This is a genomic window from Tsukamurella pulmonis (genome assembly GCF_900103175.1).
Classification (GTDB): Bacteria; Actinomycetota; Actinomycetes; order Mycobacteriales; family Mycobacteriaceae; genus Tsukamurella; species Tsukamurella pulmonis.
Genome location: NZ_FNLF01000002.1, coordinates 3,248,294 through 3,271,244 on the forward strand (window position 1 = coordinate 3,248,294; position 22,951 = coordinate 3,271,244).

Here is a 22,951-nt window from a genome sequence, read left to right on the forward strand (position 1 = left end):
CACCGGTACTAGAGCCATGCCCTCACGAGATTCCAATGCAGCACCTCTATCCACAATCGTCGATCGTGTAGTTCAACGCGGCGACGGCGATCGCCCCGCCGTGTGGACCGATGACGGTCCTGTGACCTACAGCCAATTGCTCAGGCTTGTGAAGATCGTTGCGTGGCGCCTTCGCGCCTTGGGGCTCCGCGCACAGGACCGCGTAGTGATCGAACTCGACGACTCCGTCGAGTTGGTTGCCGCGTTCCTCGGTGCCGTTCGGATGGGAGCGGTCCCTGTGCCGATCAATCCGTGGGCGAATTTCAGCACACAAGCAATTGCACATAGTCATGCCAAATTGCTCATCAGCGAAAACGCCGAACTGGACATCCCATGTGAAGCGCTCACAGGCACAGAGCTCACGGCCGCCACCTGCCAGGACATTCATCTGCAGGCCCCTCCCGAACCGGCACATAGTGAGGACCAAGCCTTCTGGCTGTACAGCTCGGGTTCAACAGGTCACCCGAAGGCTGTCGTGCACCTTCACCGTGACGTCTCCGGAGCGTGCGAGAACTACGCTGGCGAGGTCCTCGGGATGAAGGCGACCGATCGCTGCCTATCCACAGCCAAACTATTCCACGCGTACGGGTTAGGTGGTGGGCTGTTGTTCCCGCTCTGGCATGGAGCATCAGTCACCTACCTTCGGGGTAAGCCTGGGCCGTCCGCACTATGCGCGGCGATCGGCCAGTTTGGCGTGACGGTCTTGTTCTCCGTGCCTGCCCTTTACAACGCCGTAGTCCGCCGCGACCACGAGCTTTCGATGCCCTCACTACGCCGGTGCGTATCAGCCGCCGAGCCCCTGGCGCCCGCAGTCTGGGAGCACTGGCAGCGGAAGACTGGCATCGAGATCCTCGACGGGGTGGGATCGACCGAGATGCTCCATATCTACTGCAGCAACAGGCCCGGCGGCGTTGTGGCGGGCTCAGCGGGCGTTCCAGTCCCGGGATACGAGCTCAAACTACGGCCCGGCAGGATGGACGACGATGATGGTGAAGACGAACCACAGGAACTGTGGGTACGCGGCCCAAGCACCTTCGACCGGTACTGGCACAATCAGCAGGCCACCCGCAGTGCATTCTGTGGGCAGTGGTTCCGCACCGGTGACTGCTTTCGCCTCGACAGCGACGGACTGTACTGGTACCTCGGCAGAGTCGACGACATGCTCAAGATCAGCGGTCTATGGATCTCTGCGAATCACATCGAAGCCCGTCTGGCCGCCCACCCGCTGGTCAACGAAAGTGCCGCAATCAGCGTCGAGGCACGTGGATCGAATCGGATAAAGGCATTCGTCGTCGTTAACGGCGATCTGATCACGCCCAACGAGAAGCCGTCACTTCTCGCGAGTCTGCGAAAGTGGTGCGCGCAGGGGCTGCCCGCCGATCACGTGCCCCATCATTTTGAGCTGATCGACGCCTTGCCGAAATCCACCGGAGGTAAAGTGCAGCGGCACATACTGCGCGAGAAACTCACTTCGGCTCCACAATCCGAGTCACGTGAATCGAATGTATGAGATTGTCCGTCCCCACAGTCAATGAGAATCGAAATCTGCCGTCCGTTGAGACGGCTCCGTTCCTCCCAGCTTGCGCCTGATCTGCCACCACAATGGCCGAAGTCGAACTCAACGAAACCACAATGAGGCCCACGAGATCGAAACGGTCGTTCGATACCACACCTGACCGGTATTTCTCGACCCACTCGTCCTTGGTCCGGAGCCATCCCATCGGACCAACACCGACGAAGTCAGAAGCCAACACCGCAGCCAAGTCGGCGTCGTCACCAGACAGTTCGGCTTGTCGCCACCGCTCGACGAGACCAAGAATCTCTGTGGATTCAGGCATCCACATCGCCACCCGAAGGCACTGTAAGTAGCGTCGACACCTCGTCTCCTAGCAAGAATTCTGCAAGCGCTTCGAGATAGTCGGTAATCGTCACATCTTGGTCGAGATACGGAACGATTTCACGTACCTTCTCATAGAGCACTCTAGTCCACGAACTCAAACCGGCTGCACCGCCTCGAATGTCCACGGCTTGACAAGCGCACATCAACTCGAACGCGACGACGTACACAGTATTTCGGAGAATCTCACGCGCACGACGAGCGGCCACGAAACCGAAGGAGACGATATCTTGAAAGTCTGCGGTGGTGGACAGTGATTGTATGGACATTGGCACGGTTAGTGCACGGTTTTCTGCGGTCACTGATGCGGTCATGAATTGTCCGCCCATCAGCCCGAGACGAAGACCCGGGTTCTCCTGGCACAGGAACGCCGGCAGGCCGTTACTGTTGGACTGATCAAGGAACCTGTCGACTCGTCGGTTCGCGAGATTGGTGACAGTCGTCAGTGCGATGGCAAGATGGTCCATGGCCATCGAGATGTACTGCCCGTGGAAGTGTCCGTTGTGGAAGGCTCGTCCGATGTCAGGAAGAACAATCGGATTATCGCTGGTCGAATTCAGTTCGTTTTCGATCGTTGTTTCGATCCAGTCGAGGCTGTCCAGTACGGGGCCAAGAATCTGCGGTGTGCAGCGGATAGAATAGGCATCTTCGATTGCCAACTTTTCGGTGCCGGCTGGCACAGTATGGGAGCGACCGGCGCGGCGCACAGCGAGCTCTGCTTCGATATCGCTTTCCGAGCGTGCCATCTTGGAGTCATGGAGCCCCTTAAAGATGGTATTCGCCGAAGCCAATTGCCCGCGATGAGGTTTGACCCTGTGTACCTCTGGACGAAATGGGTCGACGATTCCTGCTAGGCCTTCGACCGAGAGCGCAGTGATAGCGTGATAGATGTCTACCAGTGCGCGAGCACTACTGTAGGTCAACACGGCGATGCCAACCATCCCGGAGGTGCCATTGATCATGGCCAAACCCTCCTTGTAGCTTAGGTTCGCTGATTCAATTCCAGCTCGCTGGAGAGCTTCGGCGCCGCTGACTATTTCACCATTGTGGTACGCCTTCCATTTGCCAGTACTCACCATTGCGACGTAAGCCAACGGCCCGAGGTCACCGCTAGTTCCCAGGGAACCCTTTTCAGGGATGCACGGCACGATTCCCGCGTTGAGAATGGCGAGATAGATTCGCAGATTCTCAGGCCTAATTGCAGAATTGCCTAGCGATAGGGATACGAGGCGACTAATCATGATCGCTCGCGTGGTCTTCTCGTCAAGATAGCTACCGACATTGGTCGCAACAGCCTGAATGAGGTTTTCCTGGAGTTGTTGAGCGTCCGAAGCGGGAACGAATCGGTCTGCGAAACCTCCGACACTGGTTGTCACCCCATATATGATGCGGCCGTCATCGACGAATCCGTCGAGCAAGGCTCGGGATGCGTCGATTCGCGCCCATGCTCGCTCATCAATAGCAACGTGATCGCCGTTGCGGGCAGCGTCGGCGACTTGTCCGATCGTGACTCGATTGGATGGATCGATAGTCAATCCCATTGGGTTCCTCTCGTAAATCCGCGGGTATCCATATGTTTCGCTCGATCTGGCGGCCGGTTAACCCTGGCATGTATGTTCGTCGATCTCAGCTGGTTATGCGTTCCGCGACTAGCCGCAAGCGGAACGCCACTGATCGGTAGTAGTCAGAAAGGTGAATCCGTTCGCCAGGTGGGACGCCGACTGAGGTTCATCGTGGCATGAATTCGCCAGCGTCGTCAGCGGGCAAGATATTCGGATTCAGCCGAAAGAAGTTTCCTGGATCATATTGCCTCTTAAGAGCCTGAAGTCGACCGTACTTGGTGCGCCCATACGAGTCCGCGGTCCGTCCATCTTCATCTGGATTCATGAAATTGACGTATCCCCCAGCAAGGAATGGCTTCAAGTCTTCGTATCCAGAGCGCGCCCAGATAACGTTCGCTTCGTCGAGCGTCGGATCGTTCCATGCTGCGGCAAAGCTCACGACGAATGGTAAATTCCGGTTGTGATATGCCGTGGCTTCCGAAGGGACTCGTTCGACGGCTCCGCCGAGGTACAGTAGCTCGAGCTGAGAAAACGGCGAAGTTATCCGACTTCCATATAGCAGGGCCCGATCGATCAGAGCATCAGGAAGCGCCGCCGCGTATCCGCTCTTTGTGCAAATTCGCTCCGGCACGACCGCTCCAGGGAATGCGTAAGCTTGCACAGCACGGTAGGGCATGGTTGCTTTCGTGACACCATAGCAGGTTGCCACTGCGGTGATATCTCTGATTGCGTTCTCGCCGTCGGCCGGATTTCCGACCCAGCAAGCCATCGCACATAGCACGGGGGTGCCCCACATATGTTGGGGCAGTTCAGGCAGCGGCGGAGCCAGACGCAGGTAGAATACCCAGGTCAACTCGTCGGGTGCTGTCGGCATATAGTCCCGCCATGTCGTCAGGACATGCTTGGCGTCGTCCAGCGAGAAGTACCCAGAGAAGAAGCGTATTGGTCCGACGCGGTGCAAAGAGAAGTCGAATTCTGTTACCACACCGAAGTTTCCGCCACCACCGCGCAACCCCCAGAAAAGTTCACTGTTCTCGTCGGCGCTGGCTCGAACGACGTCTCCTGACGCCAACACCACCTGCGCTGAGTTCAGATTGTCGATTGACAAACCGTACATTCTACTCAACCAGCCGAAGCCACCGCCGAGCACCAGCCCGCCCAGGCCGGTGTGGGACACAACCCCCGCCGGCGCTGCCAGCATATGAGCTTGCGTTGCTGTGTCGAACGCTCCAAGAAGGCAGCCACCCTCGGCTATGGCTGTACGAGAATCCGGATCGACGGTTACCGCTGCCATCCTGTGGAGATCAAGAACAAGTCCACCTTCAACTGTCGAGTGCCCGGCCATCGAGTGACCACCGCACCGAACAGCGACGGGCAACTCCTCTATCTGAGCCCATGCGATGGCTGCTCTGATGTCTTCGGGACCAGTCACCTGCGCGATCGCCACCGGGTGGCGGTCGATCATGCCGTTCCACACCCTGCGTGCCCTGTCGTAAGTGCGGTCCGCCGGCGTGACCACAGGGCCCCTGATCCGGCGCTTGAGTGAACGCAAATCGGTCGCTCTGGTCATCGTCCTGTCCTCTCAGTCTGGATTACCCCTTCGTGACCGCACAATCGAGCAAGCGCGGCGTCCAGTGTGTCGTTGTCGTCATCGGACCGCCTACCGGGAATCACTGCAATGCAGGTACTTTCACCAGATGCCACAGGTGGTAGGCGGCGAGCGAGCGCAGTCAGAGACCGACCGGGCCCGCACTCAATCAAGGTGCAAGGACCGTCGGCAAGCGCGGCGCGCAGGGCGGGACCGAACCGCACTTGGCGTGCGGGTTGCTCCAGCCAGTAGTTGGGATCGAACGTATGGTCGTCGGGAACGCGGGATCCAAGGTAGCCCGAATACAGTTGGCACCCTGGCCGGCGTACAAAGTTGTGCATTTCCGTGTCCCACTGCGGTCGCTCCACTGTTTCCAGAATATCATTCATCAAATCGCTGTGAAACGGTTGGAGCGCGTTTACATCTGCGCATGTCACGCCATCACGCATTAGTCGGCGTCGTACTTCGCGCAGCCCGCTTGTGCTGCCACAAACCAGTACCTGACGCGGTCCGTTGACCACCCCCACGGAGACGTGATCGATTCCCGCGATCCGCTCTTCTATCTCCTCCTCGCTTCCCGCCACGGCAAGCATTCCACCGGCTGGTGCGTGCTGGTATTGACGAACGAAGCTCGCGATTAATGCTAACGCGTCTCCGAAGTCAAGTACGCCAGCAACGACGGCGGCAGATATCTCTCCGACACTGTGTCCCAGCAGCCCATCGGGGTGAACACCAGCCTCAATCAGGGTAGAAGCCAACGCGCAGTTTACCGACAGCAGCAGTGGCTGGGCACGGGTGATGTCGTGGAAGAGCGGCCCGGGATTGTGCTGGAGCCACACTTTCCGGAGAGCGGGGTCGTCGAGGATGTCGAACGCCTGATCCATCACGGTGGTGAACGTTTCGTTGATTCCGTACAGGTCTGCGGCCATTCGTGGCTGCTGCGCCCCTTGGCCCGGGAAGAGAAATACTGTTCGCCGGCGGTTGCTGCTCGCGCTGGTCGAGTCAGGGTTGGCTGTCACGGTGCTGTGTTGTCGTTGACCCAGCGCAGTAGCTCCTCCGGCGTCGTGAAGTCCCACAACGTTTCGTCCGGAATCACGATACCGTGCTCGCGTTTGAGCTGCGAGGAGGTTTCCATCAACGCTAGGGAGTCGAATCCTAGGTCGGCGAATTCGGTCTTCTCAAATTCGCCATCGAGAACGACCGACTCATCCTCGCCCGCGCTGGCGATCATGGCCTTGCGTAGATCATCGGAATTCAACATTTTGCACCTTTCGTGGGGGTGGAAATTTGTACATCATTTTTGGACGACTACCGCCGAGATGAATCCCCCGTGGCCTCGGGCAATCACTAAGGCGGTCTCCAGCGGCCCAGTCCTCGGCTGTCCAACAACGAGATCAATCGGAAGATCGGTCACAGTCACGTTCGGAGTCGGGGGGATGATGTTGTGGCCCAGCGCCAGCAGAGCCGTGGCAATATCGAGAGGTCCAGCACCTGCCATGATTCTTCCGGTGCCCGATTTCGGTGCCGTCACGGGAATGCTCCTGGGGCCAAATAGTTCGCCGAGCACTTCAGCTTCAGCCTCATCGGCAGATCGCACGCCTCCTGCGTCGGCGAAGACGACATCTACATCATCAGGAGTGACGCGTGCATCTTCGAGTGCTGCCATGATGGTCCGCGCCAGCGGCCGGGTATAGCTGTGATCATCACGGGGGTTGAAACCCGATGCGTACCCGCTGATGGTGCCGTACTTCTTTCGACCTGTATCGGGGTTACTCTCGACGACAAGCATGGCGCCACCCTCACCGGGTACATATGTGTCGTTTCCTGGCGCGAACGGACAATAGCCCTGATCAGCTGCGCGCGTGGCCGCAATAGATCCGCTGGCAAGATGCGATACCCAACCCCACGGGTCAAATGACGACTCCATGCCACCTGTGACAGCCAGGGAACACTCCCCCGCCTCGATGGTGCGTAAGGCGTGTCCGACTGCGTCCAGGCCTCCTGCTTGCTCAGCCACCAGTACGGCGCTCGGTCCCTTCATGCCGTGGCGGATAGATATCTGCCCGGTATTTACCGCATAGAACCATGCGAAGCATTGATACACGCTTACGCTCTCTCGGCCTTCGGTCCACAGCCGCTGCATTTCTCTGTGGGAGAATTCGAACCCTCCAGTCGCGTTCGACGTAATAACAGAGCATTCGAACGGGTCGTGGCTAGCGAGGTCGACTTGCGCATCGGCGAGAGCACGTTCTGCGCTGACCAGCGCCAACTGGGTAACTCTGTCGGTCTGTTTGATAAGGCGGCCAGAGAGGAAGTCAGCGGGGTTAAACACAGAGATCCGTCCTGCCAAAGCGGCCGAATAGCGCGAGTCGTACTCGGGAATTACTTCGATCCCCGACGCGCCTGAGACTGTTCGTTGCCAGTACTGACTCAAACCGAGCCCGGTGGCAGCTGCGACGTCCAGGCCCGTCACGACACAACGTCGATCGGTCATGACGGGACCTTCTTCAAGACCATGGCGCTTTGGAATCCGCCGAAACCGCTACCGACGGACAGAACAGTGTTCAAGGACGCTTCACGAGCGACCAACGGAACGTAGTCAAGATCGCACAGGGGGTCAGGTTCGTGGAGGTTAGCGGTTGGCGGTACCAGTGAGTCGCGCATGGCCAGTAGGCAGGTTGCGATCTCGATCGATCCGATCGCGCCCAGCGAATGGCCCACCATCGACTTGATCGAGCTGACCGGCACCCGCATCGCGTGAGAGCCTAAGCTCCGTTTGATCGCAGCGGTCTCGTGGATGTCGTTCTGTTTGGTCCCCGAACCGTGTGCATTGACGTAGTCAATTTCGGTGCTCGCCGCGTGGGCTGCTGAGAGCGCTTTGTTGATCGCCAGAGTCATCTCGAAGCCATCCGCCGTCAGTCCAGTCATATGGTGGGCGTTACACGTGGAGGCGTAACCACCAACTTCACCGAGAACCACAGCTCCTCGCCGGCGGGCGTGCTCGTATTCTTCGAGGATGAGCATGGCTGCACCCTCGGCGATCGCAAATCCATTTCGGCGGGCATCGAACGGTCTGGCGGCTCCGGCGGGATCATCGTTGTTGGGAGTTGTAGCGCGGATCGCGTCGAAGCACGCAACTGCGATCGGGGTTATAGGCGCATCCGTTGCACCCGCTACCATCACATCCGCGGAGCCGTCTCCTATGAGGCGGGCTGCTTGTCCGATCGAGTCGATGCCCGAAGTACACCCCGCCGACACCACCCGGACGGGCCCTTCCGCCGAGACGACCTGCGCGACTTCGCGCGCGATCGACCCTGGTGTGAAGTAGTCAAACAGATGCGCAGAAGCGTAACGCTCGTCAACGAGCCAATCCGTGCCGTCATCGGACAGGACCACGTACTCATTCTCAACGCTGGTCGCGGACCCCACCGCGTTGCCGACAGTGACGCCGACGCGCGCCCGGTCTACGCTATCTTCGATACCCGACTGTGCCAGTGCGCGACGAGCACATACCACGGCAAGCATTGACGCTCGGTCCATCCGGCGCGCCTCGCGGTGCGTCAGCCCCATGCTTAGCGGGTCGAAGTCGATCTCGCCGCCCACCTGAGAACGGAACTGGGTCGGGTCGAACGCGGTTATCCGGCGGATCGCGGTGCGTCCAGCCGTAATCATTGACCAAAATGGTTCGGTATCGGCTGACCCGGGTGCCAAAACCGGCTCTTCCCAGATGAGGGTGTAGGTCGGTCGGGCGCGTCGGTCCGCAGATAGACGTCGAGGTCTCCCGACGATGGAGGTTCCTACGCCATCCATCCGAAAGACCTCGACGTGACCGACACAACCCCGCCGGCCGGCTTCGGCCGCCCTGACCTCACCGCCTTCGCGGCTCATCCCAATCGACCCTGATCGGGTCTGCTGACCCCCTCGACGAGAACGCAGCGACATCACAGCCACCCAACCCCGACCGTCCGGGAAGCTGGGGCACGTCACACGGCCTGTGCTGCGGGCGTGTCGAGTGGGTCGTCCAGGGGCGACGCAGGAGCGTCGACGCGACGTGCTGAGAGGTGGTTCCAACCGAGCGCTAGGACACTGGCTACAGGCATGGCGATAGGTCAGGAACGGCGTCGCTCCCTGCGCAGGAGGGAGCGCAGAGTCTCGGCGTTCGCGTAGCCGACCCGTAGCGCGATCTCGGCGGAGGTGAGGTCCGTGGTTGCTGAGAGGTGCCGAGCTCGTTCGATGCGAAGCCGTTGGACGAAGCCGAGCGGAGTGAGGTTGAGCGCCGCACGGACTCGTCGTTCGAGGGTGCGCCGGCTGGTGCCGAGCGACTGCGCGACGAAGGCGACGTTGAACGGTTCGTCCAGGCGGGCGCGCACGAAGCGTTCGAACTCGACGACGATCGGGTCCTCGTGCCGGAGATGTTCGTAGGCGACGAAGGCCGCCTGCGACGGACGCTCGTCTATGATGAGGAGCTTGGCGACATGTTGGGCCAGGTCGGGGCTGATCGATCGCACGAGTGAGAGCGCGAGGTCGATGTGGGCGAACGCGGCGCCGGCGGTGACGAGGTTCCCGTCGACCACGACCATGGTGTCGAGATCGAGGGCGACGGTCGGATAGCGCTTCAGGAACTCCGGCCCCAGGAACCAACTGGTCGTCGCCCGCCGATGATGCATCCGTCCAGTCTCGGCGACAGCGAACACGCCGGTGCACGCCGCGGCGATCCGGGTGGTCGCCTCGTCGAGGCGCCCGAGCGAGGCGATGACCGAACGAGCATCTCGGCTCTGGAGGGCGTCGTGGGTCGCGGCGGCCGTGAGGGTTCCAAGCGCAGGGACGACGACCACGTCGAACTCTCCGGACTCCGACAGCGGGTGGTCCACCGACAGGGTCATCGATGCCGTCGTGGTCACTCGCCGTTTCGGTCCGAGGATGGCGAGTTCGATCGCGTCGATCCGCGGGTCGACATCGCTGCGGGCTCCGTCGGCCACCCGCACGATGTCGATGATCGACGCGACAGCCGAACCGAAGCAGCCGTCGATCGCGATCAGTCCGATACGCATGGCGCCAACAATAGCAATACTGCCGTATACGCCACTTCTCACATGCCCTTGCTCGTCATACGCTGAACTCGCTTCACCAAGAAACCTCGACACCTAGGAGAACCCCTCATGTCCACACCCGCATCACTTCCGTATGCCTTCGTCGCCAAGATCGTCGCGGCCGATGGACAGCACGACGCGCTCGCCGATCTGCTCGCCGGCGCTGTCGCGCTCGCCAACGAAGAAGTAGGAACGATTGTCTGGTTCGCGGTCAGGACCCACGCCGACACCTTCTGGATCTTCGATGCATTCCCCGACGAGGCCGCTCGCGACGCCCACGCCAACGGCGCCATCGTCGCAGCCCTGATGGCCAACCAGCACCTCCTCGGCGCAGCACCCGAGATCCTGGCGGCCGACGTCCTCGCGTCCAAGCTTCCGTAGTCCGCCAACGCACGAGACGATCGCGCCCCGCCGAGCCGTCGCCAGGTCGCGACGCAGCGCCACGCTGCGTTGCCGAGCGGTGCGAGGCCTATCGGCACACGGACAGGATGTCCGAGCGTTCATCCGGCGAGGGGTCCGTCGCAGAGGAGAGCGACGTCGGGTGTCGGGCAGAGCCGTGAGGCCAGCGCATCGCGCGACCATCAGAACCGAACCGCCCCTGCCCTACGTTTCCGCAGGTCAGGGGCTGTTCGCCGGAGCCGCCTGTCGGAATCGAACCGACGACCTAATCACGTCGGCTTTGCGTCTATCGCCTGATGCGCCCACTGGGCGAACGAGCCGCTGACCTGCGCGAACGCCGAGCGTGGGGGACGCCGCCATCCGGTGGTGACCGACGACGACCGACTAGTACCGACCGTTTCACCGGAGCTTGCGGCGGCGTCGAAGCCGAGCAAGCTCCATTCTTTTAGCTCACCGCGCCCTCCTCCTCGCCGGTCCCGTCTTCGTCGAAGACGTTTCAGGGGTCTTCTCAGATGCCGGTGTAGGTCGGCCGGGCGCGTCGGTCCGCAGATAGACGTCGAGGTCTCCCGACGACGGAGGTTCCTACGCCATCCATCCGAAAGACCTCGACGTGACCGACACAACCCCGCCGGCCGGCTTCGGCCGCCCTGACCTCACCGCCTTCGCTCGACTCGACGGCCTCGGTCTGAGCGTGACCGGACAACGACTTGAACCGGATCGTGCGGTCCTAGCGTGCCGCGTGGTGGAACCAGATCAGTGGTGCCGACGGTGCGGCAGCGAAGGCGCTGCTCGTGACACCGTGATCCGGCGGTTGGCCCACGAGCCGCTGGGCTGGCGACCGACCGTGCTGGAAGTTGTAGTGCGCCGCTACCGCTGTGCCGACTGCGGACACGTGTGGCGCCAAGACACCAGCGCCGCTGCGGAGCCACGCGCGAAGCTCTCGCGCACCGGGCTGCGGTGGGCGCTGGAAGGGATCGTGGTCGCACACCTCACCGTCGCCCGTGTCGCCGAGGGACTCGGGGTCGCGTGGGACACCGCCAACAACGCGGTCCTGGCTGAAGGCAAGCGGCTGCTGATCAACGACCCCACGCGGTTCGAGGGCGTGAAGGTCATTGGCGTCGATGAGCACGTCTGGCGCCACACCAGGCGTGGCGACAAGTATGTCACCGTGATCATCGACCTCACCCCGGTCCGCGATGGCGCCGGCCCAGCAAGGCTGCTGGACATGGTCGAGGGCCGGTCGAAGGCGGCGTTCAAGACCTGGCTCGCCGACCGCGACGACGCCTTCCGTGACGCGGTCGAGGTGGTCGCGATGGACGGCTTCACCGGGTTCAAGACCGCCGCTGCGGAGGAGATCCCGGACGCGGTCACGGTGATGGATCCCTTCCACGTCGTGCGCCTGGCCGGTGACGCCCTCGACAGGTGCCGGCGCCGGGTCCAACTCGCGATCCACGGGCACCGTGGGTTCAGGGACGACCCGCTCTACAAGTCGCGGCGCACGCTGCACACCGGCGCGGACCTGCTCACCGACAAGCAGAGCGACAGGCTACGCGCGCTGTTCGTTGATGACGCTCACGTCGAGGTCGAGGCGACCTGGGGTGTCTACCAGCGCATGATCGCCGCCTATCGCCACGAGGACCGGCAACGTGGCCGCGAGCTCATGGAGAAGCTGATCACCGACCTCAGCGCCGGCGTCCCCAAGGTGCTCACCGAGCTCACCACCCTGAGCCGGACCCTGAAGAAGCGAGCCGCTGACGTGCTCGCCTACTTCGAACGACCCGGCACCAGCAACGGGCCGACCGAGGCGCTCAACGGACGGCTCGAACACCTGCGCGGCTCCGCACTCGGGTTCCGCAACCTGACCAACTACATCGCCCGAAGCCTGCTCGAGACCGGCGGCTTCAGACCCCAACTCCTACACCCCCGATTGGGATGAGCCCCAAAACCGAGAGCCCTGTTACAACCACTCGTCGATTCACCCTTACGATCTTGAAGCCCACAGTTCAAGATCAACTCGAAGACCGATCGAGATCATTCACTATTGGACCTCGATTCAGCCTGGACGGGAGGTGACCAACGTGAACGCGCAAGCAATCATCGTAGGTCGGGAGGAACTGTGGGGGCGCTAGCTCTGGTTACAGGTGGAACAAGTGGCATCGGGTATTCTTGCGCCCAGCAGCTTCGCGATGCTGGATTCCGGGTCGTCGTCACTGGGCGTAGGCAGGACAAGCTCGATCGGGTCGTTGACGGGATGCCTGGTATCGGCGGGTACGTCAACGACGTTCGTGACCGAGCAGCGGTACAGACCCTGGTCTCCGCGGTCGTCGCTGAGCACGGACCCATCGACATTCTGGTCAACAACGCTGGACGCGGCGGCGGCGGCCCCATCGCCACGATTACCGACGACTTGTGGCTCGATGTAATCGAGACTGACCTGAACAGCGTATTCTGGGTAACTCGCGCGGTTCTAATTGCATCACCAAGCATCCGTAGGTCCACAGGACGTATTATCAATATTGCCTCGACAGGCGGTAAACAAGGCGTCCCTTTTGGAACCCCTTATTCGGCCGCGAAGGCCGGAGTCATTGGCTTCACGAAGGCGCTTGCCAAAGAAGTTGCCCCCACCGGCCTCACCGTCAATGCCGTGTGTCCCGGATACGTCGAAACTCCAATGGCGGTAGAGATTCGCGAGTCGTATGCCCAGATGCGTGGCGTCTCGGAGGAGAAAATCATGCAAGAGTTCGAGTCGAAGATTCCCCTCGGACGATATAGTTCTCCAGAAGAAGTCGCGTCAATGGTCACTTATCTCGCAAGTCCGTCTGCGGCCTCGGTGACCGCACAAGCGTTAAACGTATGCGGCGGACTCGGAATCTACTAAAGCGACAAACTCGAAAGCGAGCAATATGAGCGCCATGGAAGCCAACGATCACGGTCAAGCCTTCTATCGAACCAAACGCTTAAATGGCTACGATCTTGTGACGGTGCAAGCGGCGAATCACCTCCTGTGGAGGTGTGCCCCGAGCCGGCTGATCGATTTATACAATTCGCACGTCACCGACCGCCACCTTGATATCGGTCCAGGTTCGGGCTACTATCTCGACCACTGCACCTTTCCGTCGATGAATCCAGAACTCACACTCGTTGACCTTAATCCGGATCCTTTAACATTCGTTCAACAGCGTCTTGCCCGCTACTCCCCGTCAGTCGCACGAGCGGATCTACTCGATAGTTTGGAAGACGTTCCAAACGCACCGTTCGACTCGATCGGCCTCAACTACGTACTGCACTGCCTTCCACAGACACCGGGAGGCCGGGCAGATGTATTTGCCAATATCAAGCCTTTGCTGAAGCCCCAGGGAGTGCTTTTTGGTAGCACAGTCGTAACTGGCGGCGCATCAGCAACACCGCTATCGCGCGCATTCAACGCCTTGTACCAGAAGATGGGCGCATTCCATAACGAACTCGACACCGTCGATTCGTTACATTCGGCACTTGACGAACATTTCACTAGCCACGTGCTTGAGGTACGCGGCAGCGTGACAATATTCAGCGCGCGAGGCCCGCGATGACCTCAATCTCTGCGCAGGTTCACACAGATGTCGCCCAGCTGTACAGCCGTCATATGCGGGCTATGGATGAAGGTCGCGTCACTGATTGGACCGCCGACTTTACTGATTCCGCGACCTTCACGACGAACGCACGTCCGGATACTCAGGAAGGGCGGTGCAACATCGCCACCGAGGCTCGCGACGCCGCGAATAAACTACGGGACTCTGGCGACCGTCGACGACATTGCTTGACGAACCTGGAACTGTGCTACGTAGATGGCGACACCACCAGACTACGGGCTGATAGCTATGCTGTAGTAGTCCGTACACCCCAAGGTGGACCGTCGGCTGTAGAATTCTTGTGCACGTGCACGGACTACCTGGTATTCGAAGCGGGCCGCTGGTCGATAGAACGGCGTGTTGTTCAACGTGACGACTTGCCGCGGCTTCCCACAGAAGGCGCCATATAGCGCTCAGGATTGTTGGACCATAGGAATGGCGGCACACATACGCTTCATGCGTTTGTGTCAATCCGTTGCGCGCGGCTAACTGCACCCACCTAATAGCGGAACCGATCACTGAGATCGCAACCAAGCATCGTTTAGTGGAAGCTCTGGATCTCGATGCTTAATTTGGGACCTTTCTTATCATTTGACGCAGAGCAAGTTGCGCACCGTCTCGGTCGGCGATCGCAACGTCACGTTCGCGCTTGACGATGGCGATTTCTGCGGTGGCGGCGTGCAGTTCTTTCCGAAGACGGGTGTTCTCGTCTTCAATGCGGCAAAGTTCCTTGGCAAGGTCTTGTGCGCTTGTTGCATCGAGCTGGTCCCCGAGGTTTCGCTGCACACGACGGCGAAGGCGATCACGTTCGCCACGCAGATCACGGATTTCACCTCTCGCATTCGCCAGTTCAGTGCGTAGACCTTGAGCGGTGCGATCATCGACCGTGTCGTTCGAGCCGCCGTCCTTGTCAAGATTTTGGTTGGATTGCGATTGAATGGCTGTTTCGATTGCCAGCCGTACAGTGGGGTTATTGTAGACAAACCAGGTTGATACACGCGCGGCGCGGTGGACGCTCGTGAAGCTTACTTGTTCGCCGTGGGTCACCATTTCGTCGATTTTGTCCAACGTGGCGGTCTGTTTTCCCGCCGCGGCGGCACGGCGTGCTGCGACTAAGTGTTGCGTTCGTGCGTCAGACGATGTCTTCATCGAGCCTCCGTCGCAGGCTTCCTATGGGGATGATTGCTGCTTGGCGGGCCTTTCGGAGATCTGTGCAGGCTGATTCGATGGCTGTCTTCTCCGACTCGGGGAGCGCTGCGAGTTGCTTACGCATCGTGTCGGCGATTTGCTCGTAGGACTTGATCTGAGCGTCGAGGTTGTCGGTCACCCAGCCGGCCGCGTCGACAGTTAGGGCGATAGCTCGGTCCGCGCGTAGCTGCGCTACTTGTTGTTCGATCGCTGCAAGGTAGGAGGGGTCTGATCGGTAGAAGCTGCAGCCACTACACTGGAACCGGATGGGGCAGCTCTGACCTCCCGCTTTGACGTTGCTCGGCTCGGTGCAGTTGCCGTACGCCGTTGCCACGCTTGCCCGCTCATAGGATAGCTCGCCAGCAAACGGCGCGGCCGTACCTGTTCGGTCGACGGCCATTTTCGAGACCAGCGCCACCGCTTTCTGCTTCCGGGTAAGCGTGACCTGGTAGTAGCCCATCGTGGTGCTGACTTCCCGATGATCCATCAGATCCCGGAGAACGTCGACTGGAGTGCCGTTGTCTGCGTGCCGTTGCGCGTATGCGTGCCGGAAGCCATATAGTTCAAGGTCCTCTGCCCGGAATGACGCTGCGGGTTCCGAGAACCCCTGAGGAGGGGGGATGATCTCAGCCCAGGCGTTGAAGATCTTGCGGAACTGGCTGGAGTTCATGTGTTCGCGCCGTTCCTTGTTCCGGCCTCCCAGGGCGGGAAATAGGTAGCCGACGCATGCTGTCGGCAAATAGAGCGTCCACAGACGTTGGCGCCATGCCTCGATTACGTCGGCCGTCGAGGTGTCGATGGGCAGACGGCGCTTGTGCCGGCCAGCTTTGGTGTTGTCGTAGATCAGAGAGGGCTGGTCGCGGATGTACTCAATTGGGTTGTCACTGAGCCTGGCGATCTCGCTTGGTCGTCGGCCGGTATCGCGCAGCACTTGGTAGAACACCTTGTACATCTGTCGGACATCGTCGAGATCCCACCCCTTGGGCGTGAAAGAGGAGGTTGTGCCGAGTAGATGCAGTTGCCCGTCGAGGTAGGCGGTCCACTCCTCTGGGATGGCCCGTCCAAGATCGTCCTCAGCGGCGCTCGGGCGGCGGGGCGTGTGCTCCGGGCGGACCGCGAACGTTCCTGGAATATGGTCCATAAGCCCGCTACTGCGAGCGTGCTCAGTCAATCGGCGCCACCAACCGATGATCGCCTGGCTGTGGGTGGCGGAGTATGGGCGGTCGGTCTTCGGATTGACCGCCGCCGCGATGGTGCGGCATATCTCCGCCATGTCTCCGGCATTGAGGCTTTCTGGGGCGTTGCCGTTGCGTCGCCCCGTCAGCGCAACGCTCGCGAGCTCTGCAGCTTGAATGTACCGCTGACACTCGGCGACGTTCGGCCGCAGGGACCTGAGCACGTCGCGGGTGAGATCCCTAAGCCACTGTTGCCGGACTACGGTGAAGTCAAGACTGCCGGTGACGGCGACATAGCTTCGGTCGCGGTGCGAGACCAATCCAACAAGGGCACAGTCCCAGATATCGCCTTCGGTGCCATCCTCGCCCCTGTGGCGAAGTTCAAGGCGGCGCAACGCCTGTTGCAACGACCTCAGTACCGCTCGCGGCATCCCGGTGTAGTGCGTGTCATCTTGATCAAGGAGAGTTGTCGCGGCCGCAGGAAGGCGACTGACCAAGCACCGCACATGCATTGGCCTGATCGCGATTTGTTGCCGGTCACGGTCCTGCAGGCCGTACAGGATCTCGTTTCGAAGGGCTGGTGTTAGCGCGGCCAGCGTGAACCGGCCCGCAGCTCCCGGATCGGTGCTGCGCCGACCGTGCAGCCTTCGCGGAGGTAGCGTCGCTCCAGGGGGGAGCTTGCCTTTTGCTTTTCGGCAGCCAGTACATAATTGGGTGTCGCCGTCGACGACTACCTCACATCCATCGCGCAGGCAGATGGAGATCCCTGTTTGCGCGGATTCGAGCGATCCGACGAACGAGAAACTGTCAGGGTCCCATTCGTCGGGACGCCATGGCTGCTGGTCGAGAGCTGCTGCGACGAACTCGTCCCAACTCTGATGTGTGGCAGCGGGAACCGCCTTCTCGGGCGGGTCGAACGCAATGACGGTCATCGCGCCCCCTGCTGGCGCGCCGCATGGACGGCCGCGACCGCCGCACGGGTCCGTGCATCGCTGGCGTGAATATAGATACTGGTCGACTCCGAGGTCGCATGTCCGAGAAGGTTCTGAACAACGTCGATCTCACTGCCAGCAGCGATCCACTCCGTTGCCGCCGAGTGCCGAAACATGTGTGGCGTCGCCCTGAACCCACATTTGCGTCCAAGCCCACTGACTATCTGGTAGGCGTTCGAGTACGTCATCGGCCCGCCTGCCTCAGCTCCTCGATAGTTGACGAACAGAAACCTGCCCTGTCGATCTCCCAACAAGGTAAACCGTTCATGCTGGTAGTCGCGGTAGTCGCTGACGAAGCTGTCCGCGACCGGCACGTGGCGAGGGGTCTTCGACTTCGCGATCGCGTAGTTCCGATTATCGGTTCGCCGTCTGACGTGGAAGTGCGGTCCAGACACGGCACATCCGAGCGCACGAGAGTTGGGCAAGAGGTGAATGTCCTCACTGAGGAGTCCTAGGGTTTCACCGATGCGAGGGCCACCTTCGTGCAGAACACGCAGCAAGAACCGATCCCGGGCAGTCTTCGCGTACTCACGCATCGCCAGCACCTGCTCGTCGCTGAAAACTTCCGGCGGTCGCTCAGCGACCTTGACCCGCAGCGCGTTAATCCGCGTCCGGTGGAACTGCCCTCCCTCTCCGCGCCCCAGGGCGCGACTCTGCTGGATCCAGCGTTTCTCGACGAGTCGGTCAGCGATAGCGGCGTCGATGTGACCGTTTGCTGCGCAAAAGCGGAGGAACTCTGTGACCGCCGTCAACATCACACTCACTGTTCGGGGAGCCCGCGGCCTCCCTGTCCTCGCGCTCGGAACGACCTGAAGGTGCCGCTTAAACCGAACCAGATCAAGCACGTTGACACTCTGCCATCGCACCCCATCGGCCGCCGCCCACGTCAGGAACGCTGCGACCGCCAACATGTAGGTACGGATCGTGTTCGGCGACTTCTCAGCCCCCTCCATCGAGACAGCAAATCGCATCGCCTCCGGATGCGGATCGAACTGCTCGTCGTCCACCACCAACCACGTCGACCATCCCGCCCGGTGCCGTGCCTGCTCAACCTTCCACCGCATCACCCCCCTCCCTCCGCCTACCGCCCGCCGTCACTCGCTACTAAAAGATAGATGTGAGCCACAATAGCAGCTAACCCTCGTAACACACGTCCCTCACCTGCAGAGTGTGGGTATAGATAACCCGCAACGACGTGCTCGACCGGGACCTCGAGGACAAGACCTACGTGCGCACGTCCGGCTGCCCCACCGCGGTCGCGACAGGCGTGCTGGTCGACCCGTACGGCGGCGCCACCATCCGCTTCCAGCGCGGCGCGAAGACCTCCGCGAAGGTGCAGATCGACCACGTCATCGCGCTGGCCTACGCCTGGGACATGGGCGCGTGGTCGTGGGACGACGCCAAGCGCGCCACCTTCGCCAACGATCCGCGCAACCTGGTCGCTGTCGACGGTCCGGCGAACGAGAACAAGCGCGACTCTCCCCCGGGCCGGTGGATGCCCTCGAACGAGCGCTTCCACTGCCAGTACGCCCGGCAGTTCTCCTTCGTCGCCCGCGAGTACGGCCTGTCCGTCGACCGGGCCTCCGCGGCGGTGATCGACCGGGCCGCGCAGAGCTGCCCCTGAGCTTCGCTCCGCCCGCCGTCGCTGCTCTGTACCGCGCCGCACCCAGTAAACAAGCATTGCTGCTTGTTTTTTTCGGTCCGGGCTGACAGAGTGTGCGCGTGCCCACTTCAGCCCCCGTGTTCGATGCGCTCGAGTCCACCTCGGCCGCGGTCGCCGCGATCGCCGACTCCCTCACCGACTGGTCGGTCCCCACCCCCGCCGAGGGCTGGACCGTCGCCCACCAGGTAGCCCACCTCGCCTGGACCGACGAGGTCTCCCTCGTCGCCGCCACCGACCCCGACGGCTTCACCGCGATCCTGCAGGACGCGATGGCCGACCCGATGGGCTTCGTCGACGCCGGGGCGGCCGAGCTCGCAGCCGACCCCGACCTCCGCGCGCGCTGGGACCGCGCTCGCGCCGCGCTCGCGATCGCCCTGCGCGAGGCCGACCCCGGCACCCAGCTGCCCTGGTTCGGCCCGCCCATGCGGCCGGCCACCATGGCGAACGCCCGGCTCATGGAGACCTGGGCGCACGGCCTCGACATCGCCGACGCGGCGGGCGTCGAGCTGGACGCCCCCGAGGCGCTGCCCCACGTCGCCAAGATCGCCTACAAGACCCGCGACTTCGCCTACACGATCAACGGCCAGACGCCGCCCGCCGAGCCCTTCGACGTCTTCCTGGTCGCCGCCGACGGCTCCGAGGTCAGCTTCGGCCCCGGCGACGCCGCACAGCGCGTGACGGGCTCGCTCGAGGACTTCTGCCGCCTCGCGACCCAGCGCGTCAACGTGGCCGACACCGATCTCGTCGCCACCGGCGCCGACGCCGCTCACTGGCTGACCATCGCGCAGTGCTTCGCCGGCGCCCCCGGCACCGGCCGCGCCCCGCAGGAGGGAACAGCATGACCCGCACCATCAGCATCGCCAACGTCTCGGGCTTCTACGGCGACCGCGCGGCCGCCCTGGGCGAGATGCTCGCCGGCCCCCGCGTCGACTACATCACCGGCGACTACCTCGCCGAGCTCACCATGCTCATCCTCGGGCGCGACCGGCTCAAGGACGCCGACCTCGGCTACGCCAAGACCTTCCTGCGGCACCTCACGCCGCACCTGGGCCTCCTCGCCGAGCGCGGCACCAAGGTCGTCGTCAACGCCGGCGGCCTCAACCCGGGCGGCCTCGCCGCCGCCGTCGAGAAGGCCATCGAGAACGCAGACGAGTCCGCCCGTCATCTCACGGTCGGCTGGGTCGACGGTGACGATCTCATCGCCCGGTCCGCGGAGCTCGGCGTGCCGAACGCCGTGACCGCCAACGCCTACCTGGGCGCCTTCGGCATCGCCGAGTGCCTGACCGCGGGCGCCGACATCGTCATCACGGGCCGCGTCACCGACGCCTCCGTGATCCTCGGCCCCGCCATCGCCGAGTTCGGGTGGCAGCGCACCGACTTCGACGCGCTCGCCGGCGCCGTCGCGGCGGGCCACATCATCGAGTGCGGCACCCAGGCCACCGGCGGCAACTACGCCTTCTTCGACCGCCACCCGATCGAGCGACTGCTGCACCCCGGCTTCCCCATCGCCGAGATCGCCGACGACGGTTCCTTCGCCATCACCAAGCAGCCGGGCAGCGGCGGCGTGGTCGAGGTGGGCACCGTCACCGCGCAGTTGCTCTACGAGGTCACCGGTCAGCGGTACGCCAATCCCGATGTCACCCTGCGCCTGGACTCCATGACGCTGGCCCAGGACGGCGACGATCGCGTCACCGTCACGGGCGTGCGCGGCGAGGCGCCGTCCGCCACGACCAAGGTCGCCACCACCACGCTCGGCGGCTTCCGCAACGAGATCGCCTTCCTGCTCACCGGAATCGACGTCGAGCGCAAGGCGGCGCTGCTCGAGGCGCAGCTGCGCGCGGCGCTCGATCCGGCACCGTCGGGCCTGCAGTTCCGCCTCGCCCGCACGGATCACCCCGACGCCCCCACCGAGGCGGCCGCGTCGGCCACCCTGACAGCCGTGGCGTGGGACACCGATCCGAACCGGGTCGGCCGCGCCTTCAGTTCCGCGGCGGTCGAACTCGCGCTCGCGACCTACCCCGGCGCCTCGCCGATGGCGCCCCCGTCGAGCGGCGGGCCCTACGGCGTCTACCAGGCGGTGTACGTGCCCAACGAGGACGTGCCGCACCGGGCGCACCGTCCCGACGGGACCGTCGTGGAGATCGCGCCGCCGCTGGTGGTCCAGGAGCTCCCGGCCGACCCGTCGCAGCCGGGCACCGCGCCGTCGCCGGCCACCACCGCGACCGCCCGGGTGCCGCTCGGCACCGTCTTCGGCGCCCGCAGCGGCGACAAGGGCGGCAGCGCGAACGTGGGCGTGTGGGCGGAGTCCGACGAGGCCTACGAGTGGCTCCGCAGTAATCTGACCGAACAGGCTCTGCGCGAACTCCTTCCGGAGGCTGCGGAACTCCCCGTCCGCCGGTACGAGCTGCCCAACCTCAAGGCCCTCAACTTCGTCATCGAGGACCTGCTCGGCAAGGGCGTCGCGCACGGCTACCGGTTCGACCCGCAGGCCAAGGGGGTCGGCGAATGGCTCCGCGGCCGCTACGTCGACCTGCCCGTCGGCCTGCTGCCCGCCGGCCACACGACCAAGGAGATCGCATGACCGACCTGTGGGAGTCCGAGGAGCGGCTCGCCCTGCGCAAGACCGTGACCGCGTTCACCGAGCGCGAGATCCTGCCGCACCTCGACGACTGGGAGGCCGAGGGCCTCCTGCCGCGCGAGCTCCACAAGAAGGCCGGCGAACTCGGCCTGCTCGGCGTCTCCTTCCCCGAGTCGGTGGGCGGCGGCGACGGCGACCCCCGCGACGCCCTCATCGTGTGCGAGGCGATGCACGAGGCCGGCGGCTCCGGCGGCCTGTTCGCCTCCCTGTTCACCTGCGGGATCTCGGTGCCGCACATCATCCTCGCGGGCACCGACGAGCAGAAGTCCCGGTGGGTCGCGCCCGTCCTCGCCGGCGAGAAGATCAGCTCCCTGGCCATCACCGAGCCGAACGGCGGCTCCGACGTGGGCCATCTGACGACGACCGCCCGCAAGGACGGAGACCACTACATCGTCAACGGCGCCAAGACCTTCATCACCTCGGGCGTGCGCGCCGACTGGGTGGTCACCGCCGTGCGTACCGGCGGCGAGGGCGCGAGCGGCATCAGCCTGCTGGTGATCGAGAAGGGCCTCGACGGTTTCGAGGTCAGCGCTCCGCTCAAGAAGATGGGCTGGCACGCCTCCGACACCGCGGAGCTCTCCTTCACCGACGTCCGCGTCCCCGCGGAGAACCTCATCGGCCCCGAGGGCAGTGGCTTCCTGCTGATCGGCGCCGCCTTCGTCACCGAGCGGCTGGCTCTCGCGGTGCAGGCCTACTCGCACGCGCAGCGCTGCCTCGACCTCACGCTCGACTGGGTCCGCCAGCGCGAGACCTTCGGCAAGCCGCTGATCAAGCGGCAGGCGGTGCAGAACACGGTGACCGAGATGCGGCGGCGCATCGAGGTGGCCCGCGTCTACAGCCGGCACGTCGCCGATCAGTACTCGGAGGCGCTCGCGTCCGGCGGCCCCGGTGCGGCCGCGGAGCTGGTACCGCAGGCATGCTTCGCCAAGAACACCGCCGTCGAGTGCGGCGAGTGGGTCGCCAACGAGGCGGTGCAGCTCTTCGGCGGCCACGGCTACATGTCCGAGTACGAGGTCTCGCGGCACTACCGCGACGTCCGCATCCTCGGCATCGGCGGCGGCACGTCCCAGATCCTCACCACCCTCGCGGCGAACCGACTCGGCTACAAGTGA

Annotated in this window: 20 protein-coding genes and 1 pseudogene; 10 read left to right on the top strand and 11 right to left on the bottom strand. The window is 62.8% G+C overall.

Annotated elements, in window-relative coordinates; all coding sequences use genetic code 11:
• Positions 1 to 16: 16 nt before the first annotated feature.
• Complete coding sequence (locus BLQ62_RS15910) at positions 17 to 1,549, top strand: AMP-binding protein (protein ID WP_068568419.1); 1,533 nt, start codon at positions 17 to 19, stop codon at positions 1,547 to 1,549.
• Here BLQ62_RS15910 and BLQ62_RS15915 read toward each other — a convergent pair.
• The 8 genes from BLQ62_RS15915 to BLQ62_RS15950 form a co-directional block, all read right to left on the bottom strand.
• Positions 1,506 to 1,883, bottom strand: a complete 378-nt coding sequence (locus tag BLQ62_RS15915) for a nuclear transport factor 2 family protein (protein ID WP_231857731.1) — start codon at positions 1,881 to 1,883, stop codon at positions 1,506 to 1,508. The genes BLQ62_RS15910 and BLQ62_RS15915 overlap by 44 nt on opposite strands.
• A complete protein-coding gene (locus BLQ62_RS15920; RefSeq protein ID WP_068568417.1) occupies positions 1,870 to 3,477 on the bottom strand; it encodes a phenylalanine aminomutase (D-beta-phenylalanine forming) in 1,608 nt (535 codons plus the stop codon). Before BLQ62_RS15920 ends, BLQ62_RS15915 begins: the two co-directional genes overlap by 14 nt.
• A 187-nt stretch (positions 3,478 to 3,664) precedes the next feature.
• Positions 3,665 to 5,068, bottom strand: coding sequence for an FAD-binding oxidoreductase (locus BLQ62_RS15925; protein ID WP_068568415.1), 1,404 nt, complete (start codon positions 5,066 to 5,068; stop codon positions 3,665 to 3,667).
• The gene (locus BLQ62_RS15930) at positions 5,065 to 6,162 is read right to left on the bottom strand and encodes an acyltransferase domain-containing protein (RefSeq protein WP_342006943.1); all 1,098 of its coding nucleotides are present in this window, start codon (positions 6,160 to 6,162) and stop codon (positions 5,065 to 5,067) included. The genes BLQ62_RS15925 and BLQ62_RS15930 overlap by 4 nt, the downstream gene beginning before the upstream one ends.
• The gene (locus BLQ62_RS15935) at positions 6,102 to 6,347 is read right to left on the bottom strand and encodes an acyl carrier protein (protein ID WP_068568411.1); all 246 of its coding nucleotides are present in this window, start codon (positions 6,345 to 6,347) and stop codon (positions 6,102 to 6,104) included. Before BLQ62_RS15935 ends, BLQ62_RS15930 begins: the two co-directional genes overlap by 61 nt.
• Before the next feature lie 33 nt (positions 6,348 to 6,380).
• Entirely contained in the window at positions 6,381 to 7,580 is a 1,200-nt protein-coding gene (locus tag BLQ62_RS15940; protein ID WP_082756879.1) for a beta-ketoacyl synthase N-terminal-like domain-containing protein, read from the bottom strand.
• Positions 7,577 to 8,797: a beta-ketoacyl-[acyl-carrier-protein] synthase family protein gene (locus BLQ62_RS15945; protein ID WP_269451335.1), complete on the bottom strand. Its 1,221-nt coding sequence runs from the start codon at positions 8,795 to 8,797 to the stop codon at positions 7,577 to 7,579. Before BLQ62_RS15945 ends, BLQ62_RS15940 begins: the two co-directional genes overlap by 4 nt.
• A 398-nt stretch (positions 8,798 to 9,195) precedes the next feature.
• Entirely contained in the window at positions 9,196 to 10,137 is a 942-nt protein-coding gene (locus BLQ62_RS15950; protein ID WP_068568955.1) for a GlxA family transcriptional regulator, read from the bottom strand.
• 108 nt (positions 10,138 to 10,245) lie between these two features.
• Between BLQ62_RS15950 and BLQ62_RS15955 the strand changes: the two genes are divergently transcribed.
• The 5 genes from BLQ62_RS15955 to BLQ62_RS24495 all read left to right on the top strand — a co-directional run bounded on the left by BLQ62_RS15955 (position 10,246) and on the right by BLQ62_RS24495 (position 14,593).
• Complete coding sequence (locus BLQ62_RS15955; protein ID WP_003941073.1) at positions 10,246 to 10,557, top strand: putative quinol monooxygenase; 312 nt, start codon at positions 10,246 to 10,248, stop codon at positions 10,555 to 10,557.
• Between the two features lie 628 nt (positions 10,558 to 11,185).
• Positions 11,186 to 12,511 carry an ISL3-like element ISPfr2 family transposase gene (locus BLQ62_RS15960; RefSeq protein WP_068568956.1) on the top strand — a complete coding sequence of 442 codons (1,326 nt, stop codon included), beginning with the start codon at positions 11,186 to 11,188 and terminating at the stop codon, positions 12,509 to 12,511.
• 180 nt (positions 12,512 to 12,691) lie between these two features.
• Entirely contained in the window at positions 12,692 to 13,453 is a 762-nt protein-coding gene (locus tag BLQ62_RS15965; protein WP_082756754.1) for an SDR family NAD(P)-dependent oxidoreductase, read from the top strand.
• Between the two features lie 34 nt (positions 13,454 to 13,487).
• Positions 13,488 to 14,144, top strand: coding sequence for a class I SAM-dependent methyltransferase (locus BLQ62_RS15970; protein ID WP_197467320.1), 657 nt, complete (start codon positions 13,488 to 13,490; stop codon positions 14,142 to 14,144).
• Positions 14,141 to 14,593: a nuclear transport factor 2 family protein gene (locus BLQ62_RS24495; RefSeq protein WP_082756756.1), complete on the top strand. Its 453-nt coding sequence runs from the start codon at positions 14,141 to 14,143 to the stop codon at positions 14,591 to 14,593. The genes BLQ62_RS15970 and BLQ62_RS24495 overlap by 4 nt, the downstream gene beginning before the upstream one ends.
• A 157-nt stretch (positions 14,594 to 14,750) precedes the next feature.
• Here BLQ62_RS24495 and BLQ62_RS23430 read toward each other — a convergent pair whose 3' ends face one another.
• From BLQ62_RS23430 to BLQ62_RS15990, 3 genes are read right to left on the bottom strand one after another with little or no spacing between them, the layout of a single operon-like run.
• Positions 14,751 to 15,332, bottom strand: coding sequence for a DUF6262 family protein (locus BLQ62_RS23430; protein WP_139184225.1), 582 nt, complete (start codon positions 15,330 to 15,332; stop codon positions 14,751 to 14,753).
• Positions 15,316 to 17,478: a tyrosine-type recombinase/integrase gene (locus BLQ62_RS15985; RefSeq protein ID WP_082756758.1), complete on the bottom strand. Its 2,163-nt coding sequence runs from the start codon at positions 17,476 to 17,478 to the stop codon at positions 15,316 to 15,318. Before BLQ62_RS15985 ends, BLQ62_RS23430 begins: the two co-directional genes overlap by 17 nt.
• Entirely contained in the window at positions 17,475 to 18,545 is a 1,071-nt protein-coding gene (locus BLQ62_RS15990; protein WP_160126305.1) for a tyrosine-type recombinase/integrase, read from the bottom strand. The genes BLQ62_RS15985 and BLQ62_RS15990 overlap by 4 nt, the downstream gene beginning before the upstream one ends.
• A gap of 176 nt (positions 18,546 to 18,721) precedes the next feature.
• On the opposite strand from BLQ62_RS15990, the pseudogene BLQ62_RS15995 reads away from it, so the two are divergent.
• From BLQ62_RS15995 to BLQ62_RS16010, 4 genes and pseudogenes are all read left to right on the top strand, one after another.
• A pseudogene (locus BLQ62_RS15995) lies at positions 18,722 to 19,162 on the top strand (HNH endonuclease family protein); the annotation flags it as partial.
• A 98-nt stretch (positions 19,163 to 19,260) separates the two neighbouring features.
• Positions 19,261 to 20,043 carry a TIGR03084 family metal-binding protein gene (locus BLQ62_RS16000; RefSeq protein WP_068567931.1) on the top strand — a complete coding sequence of 261 codons (783 nt, stop codon included), beginning with the start codon at positions 19,261 to 19,263 and terminating at the stop codon, positions 20,041 to 20,043.
• A complete protein-coding gene (locus BLQ62_RS16005; protein WP_068567725.1) occupies positions 20,040 to 21,782 on the top strand; it encodes an acyclic terpene utilization AtuA family protein in 1,743 nt (580 codons plus the stop codon). Before BLQ62_RS16000 ends, BLQ62_RS16005 begins: the two co-directional genes overlap by 4 nt.
• Entirely contained in the window at positions 21,779 to 22,951 is a 1,173-nt protein-coding gene (locus tag BLQ62_RS16010) for an acyl-CoA dehydrogenase family protein (RefSeq protein ID WP_068567727.1), read from the top strand. The genes BLQ62_RS16005 and BLQ62_RS16010 overlap by 4 nt, the downstream gene beginning before the upstream one ends.

Bases quoted from the DNA above. Each gene is read 5' to 3' on its own strand.
- BLQ62_RS16010 (WP_068567727.1), top strand. From the start codon at position 21,779: ATGACCGACCTGTGGGAGTCCGAGGAGCGGCTCGCCCTGCGCAAGACC.
- BLQ62_RS15910 (WP_068568419.1), top strand. From the start codon at position 17: ATGCCCTCACGAGATTCCAATGCAGCACCTCTATCCACAATCGTCGAT.
- BLQ62_RS15935 (WP_068568411.1), bottom strand. From the start codon at position 6,347: ATGTTGAATTCCGATGATCTACGCAAGGCCATGATCGCCAGCGCGGGC.
- BLQ62_RS23430 (WP_139184225.1), bottom strand. From the start codon at position 15,332: ATGAAGACATCGTCTGACGCACGAACGCAACACTTAGTCGCAGCACGC.
- BLQ62_RS24495 (WP_082756756.1), top strand. From the start codon at position 14,141: ATGACCTCAATCTCTGCGCAGGTTCACACAGATGTCGCCCAGCTGTAC.
- BLQ62_RS15940 (WP_082756879.1), bottom strand. From the start codon at position 7,580: ATGACCGATCGACGTTGTGTCGTGACGGGCCTGGACGTCGCAGCTGCC.
- BLQ62_RS15985 (WP_082756758.1), bottom strand. From the start codon at position 17,478: ATGACCGTCATTGCGTTCGACCCGCCCGAGAAGGCGGTTCCCGCTGCC.
- BLQ62_RS15970 (WP_197467320.1), top strand. From the start codon at position 13,488: ATGGAAGCCAACGATCACGGTCAAGCCTTCTATCGAACCAAACGCTTA.
- BLQ62_RS15950 (WP_068568955.1), bottom strand. From the start codon at position 10,137: ATGCGTATCGGACTGATCGCGATCGACGGCTGCTTCGGTTCGGCTGTC.
- BLQ62_RS15925 (WP_068568415.1), bottom strand. From the start codon at position 5,068: ATGACCAGAGCGACCGATTTGCGTTCACTCAAGCGCCGGATCAGGGGC.
- BLQ62_RS16005 (WP_068567725.1), top strand. From the start codon at position 20,040: ATGACCCGCACCATCAGCATCGCCAACGTCTCGGGCTTCTACGGCGAC.
- BLQ62_RS15955 (WP_003941073.1), top strand. From the start codon at position 10,246: ATGTCCACACCCGCATCACTTCCGTATGCCTTCGTCGCCAAGATCGTC.
- BLQ62_RS15920 (WP_068568417.1), bottom strand. From the start codon at position 3,477: ATGGGATTGACTATCGATCCATCCAATCGAGTCACGATCGGACAAGTC.
- BLQ62_RS15915 (WP_231857731.1), bottom strand. From the start codon at position 1,883: ATGTGGATGCCTGAATCCACAGAGATTCTTGGTCTCGTCGAGCGGTGG.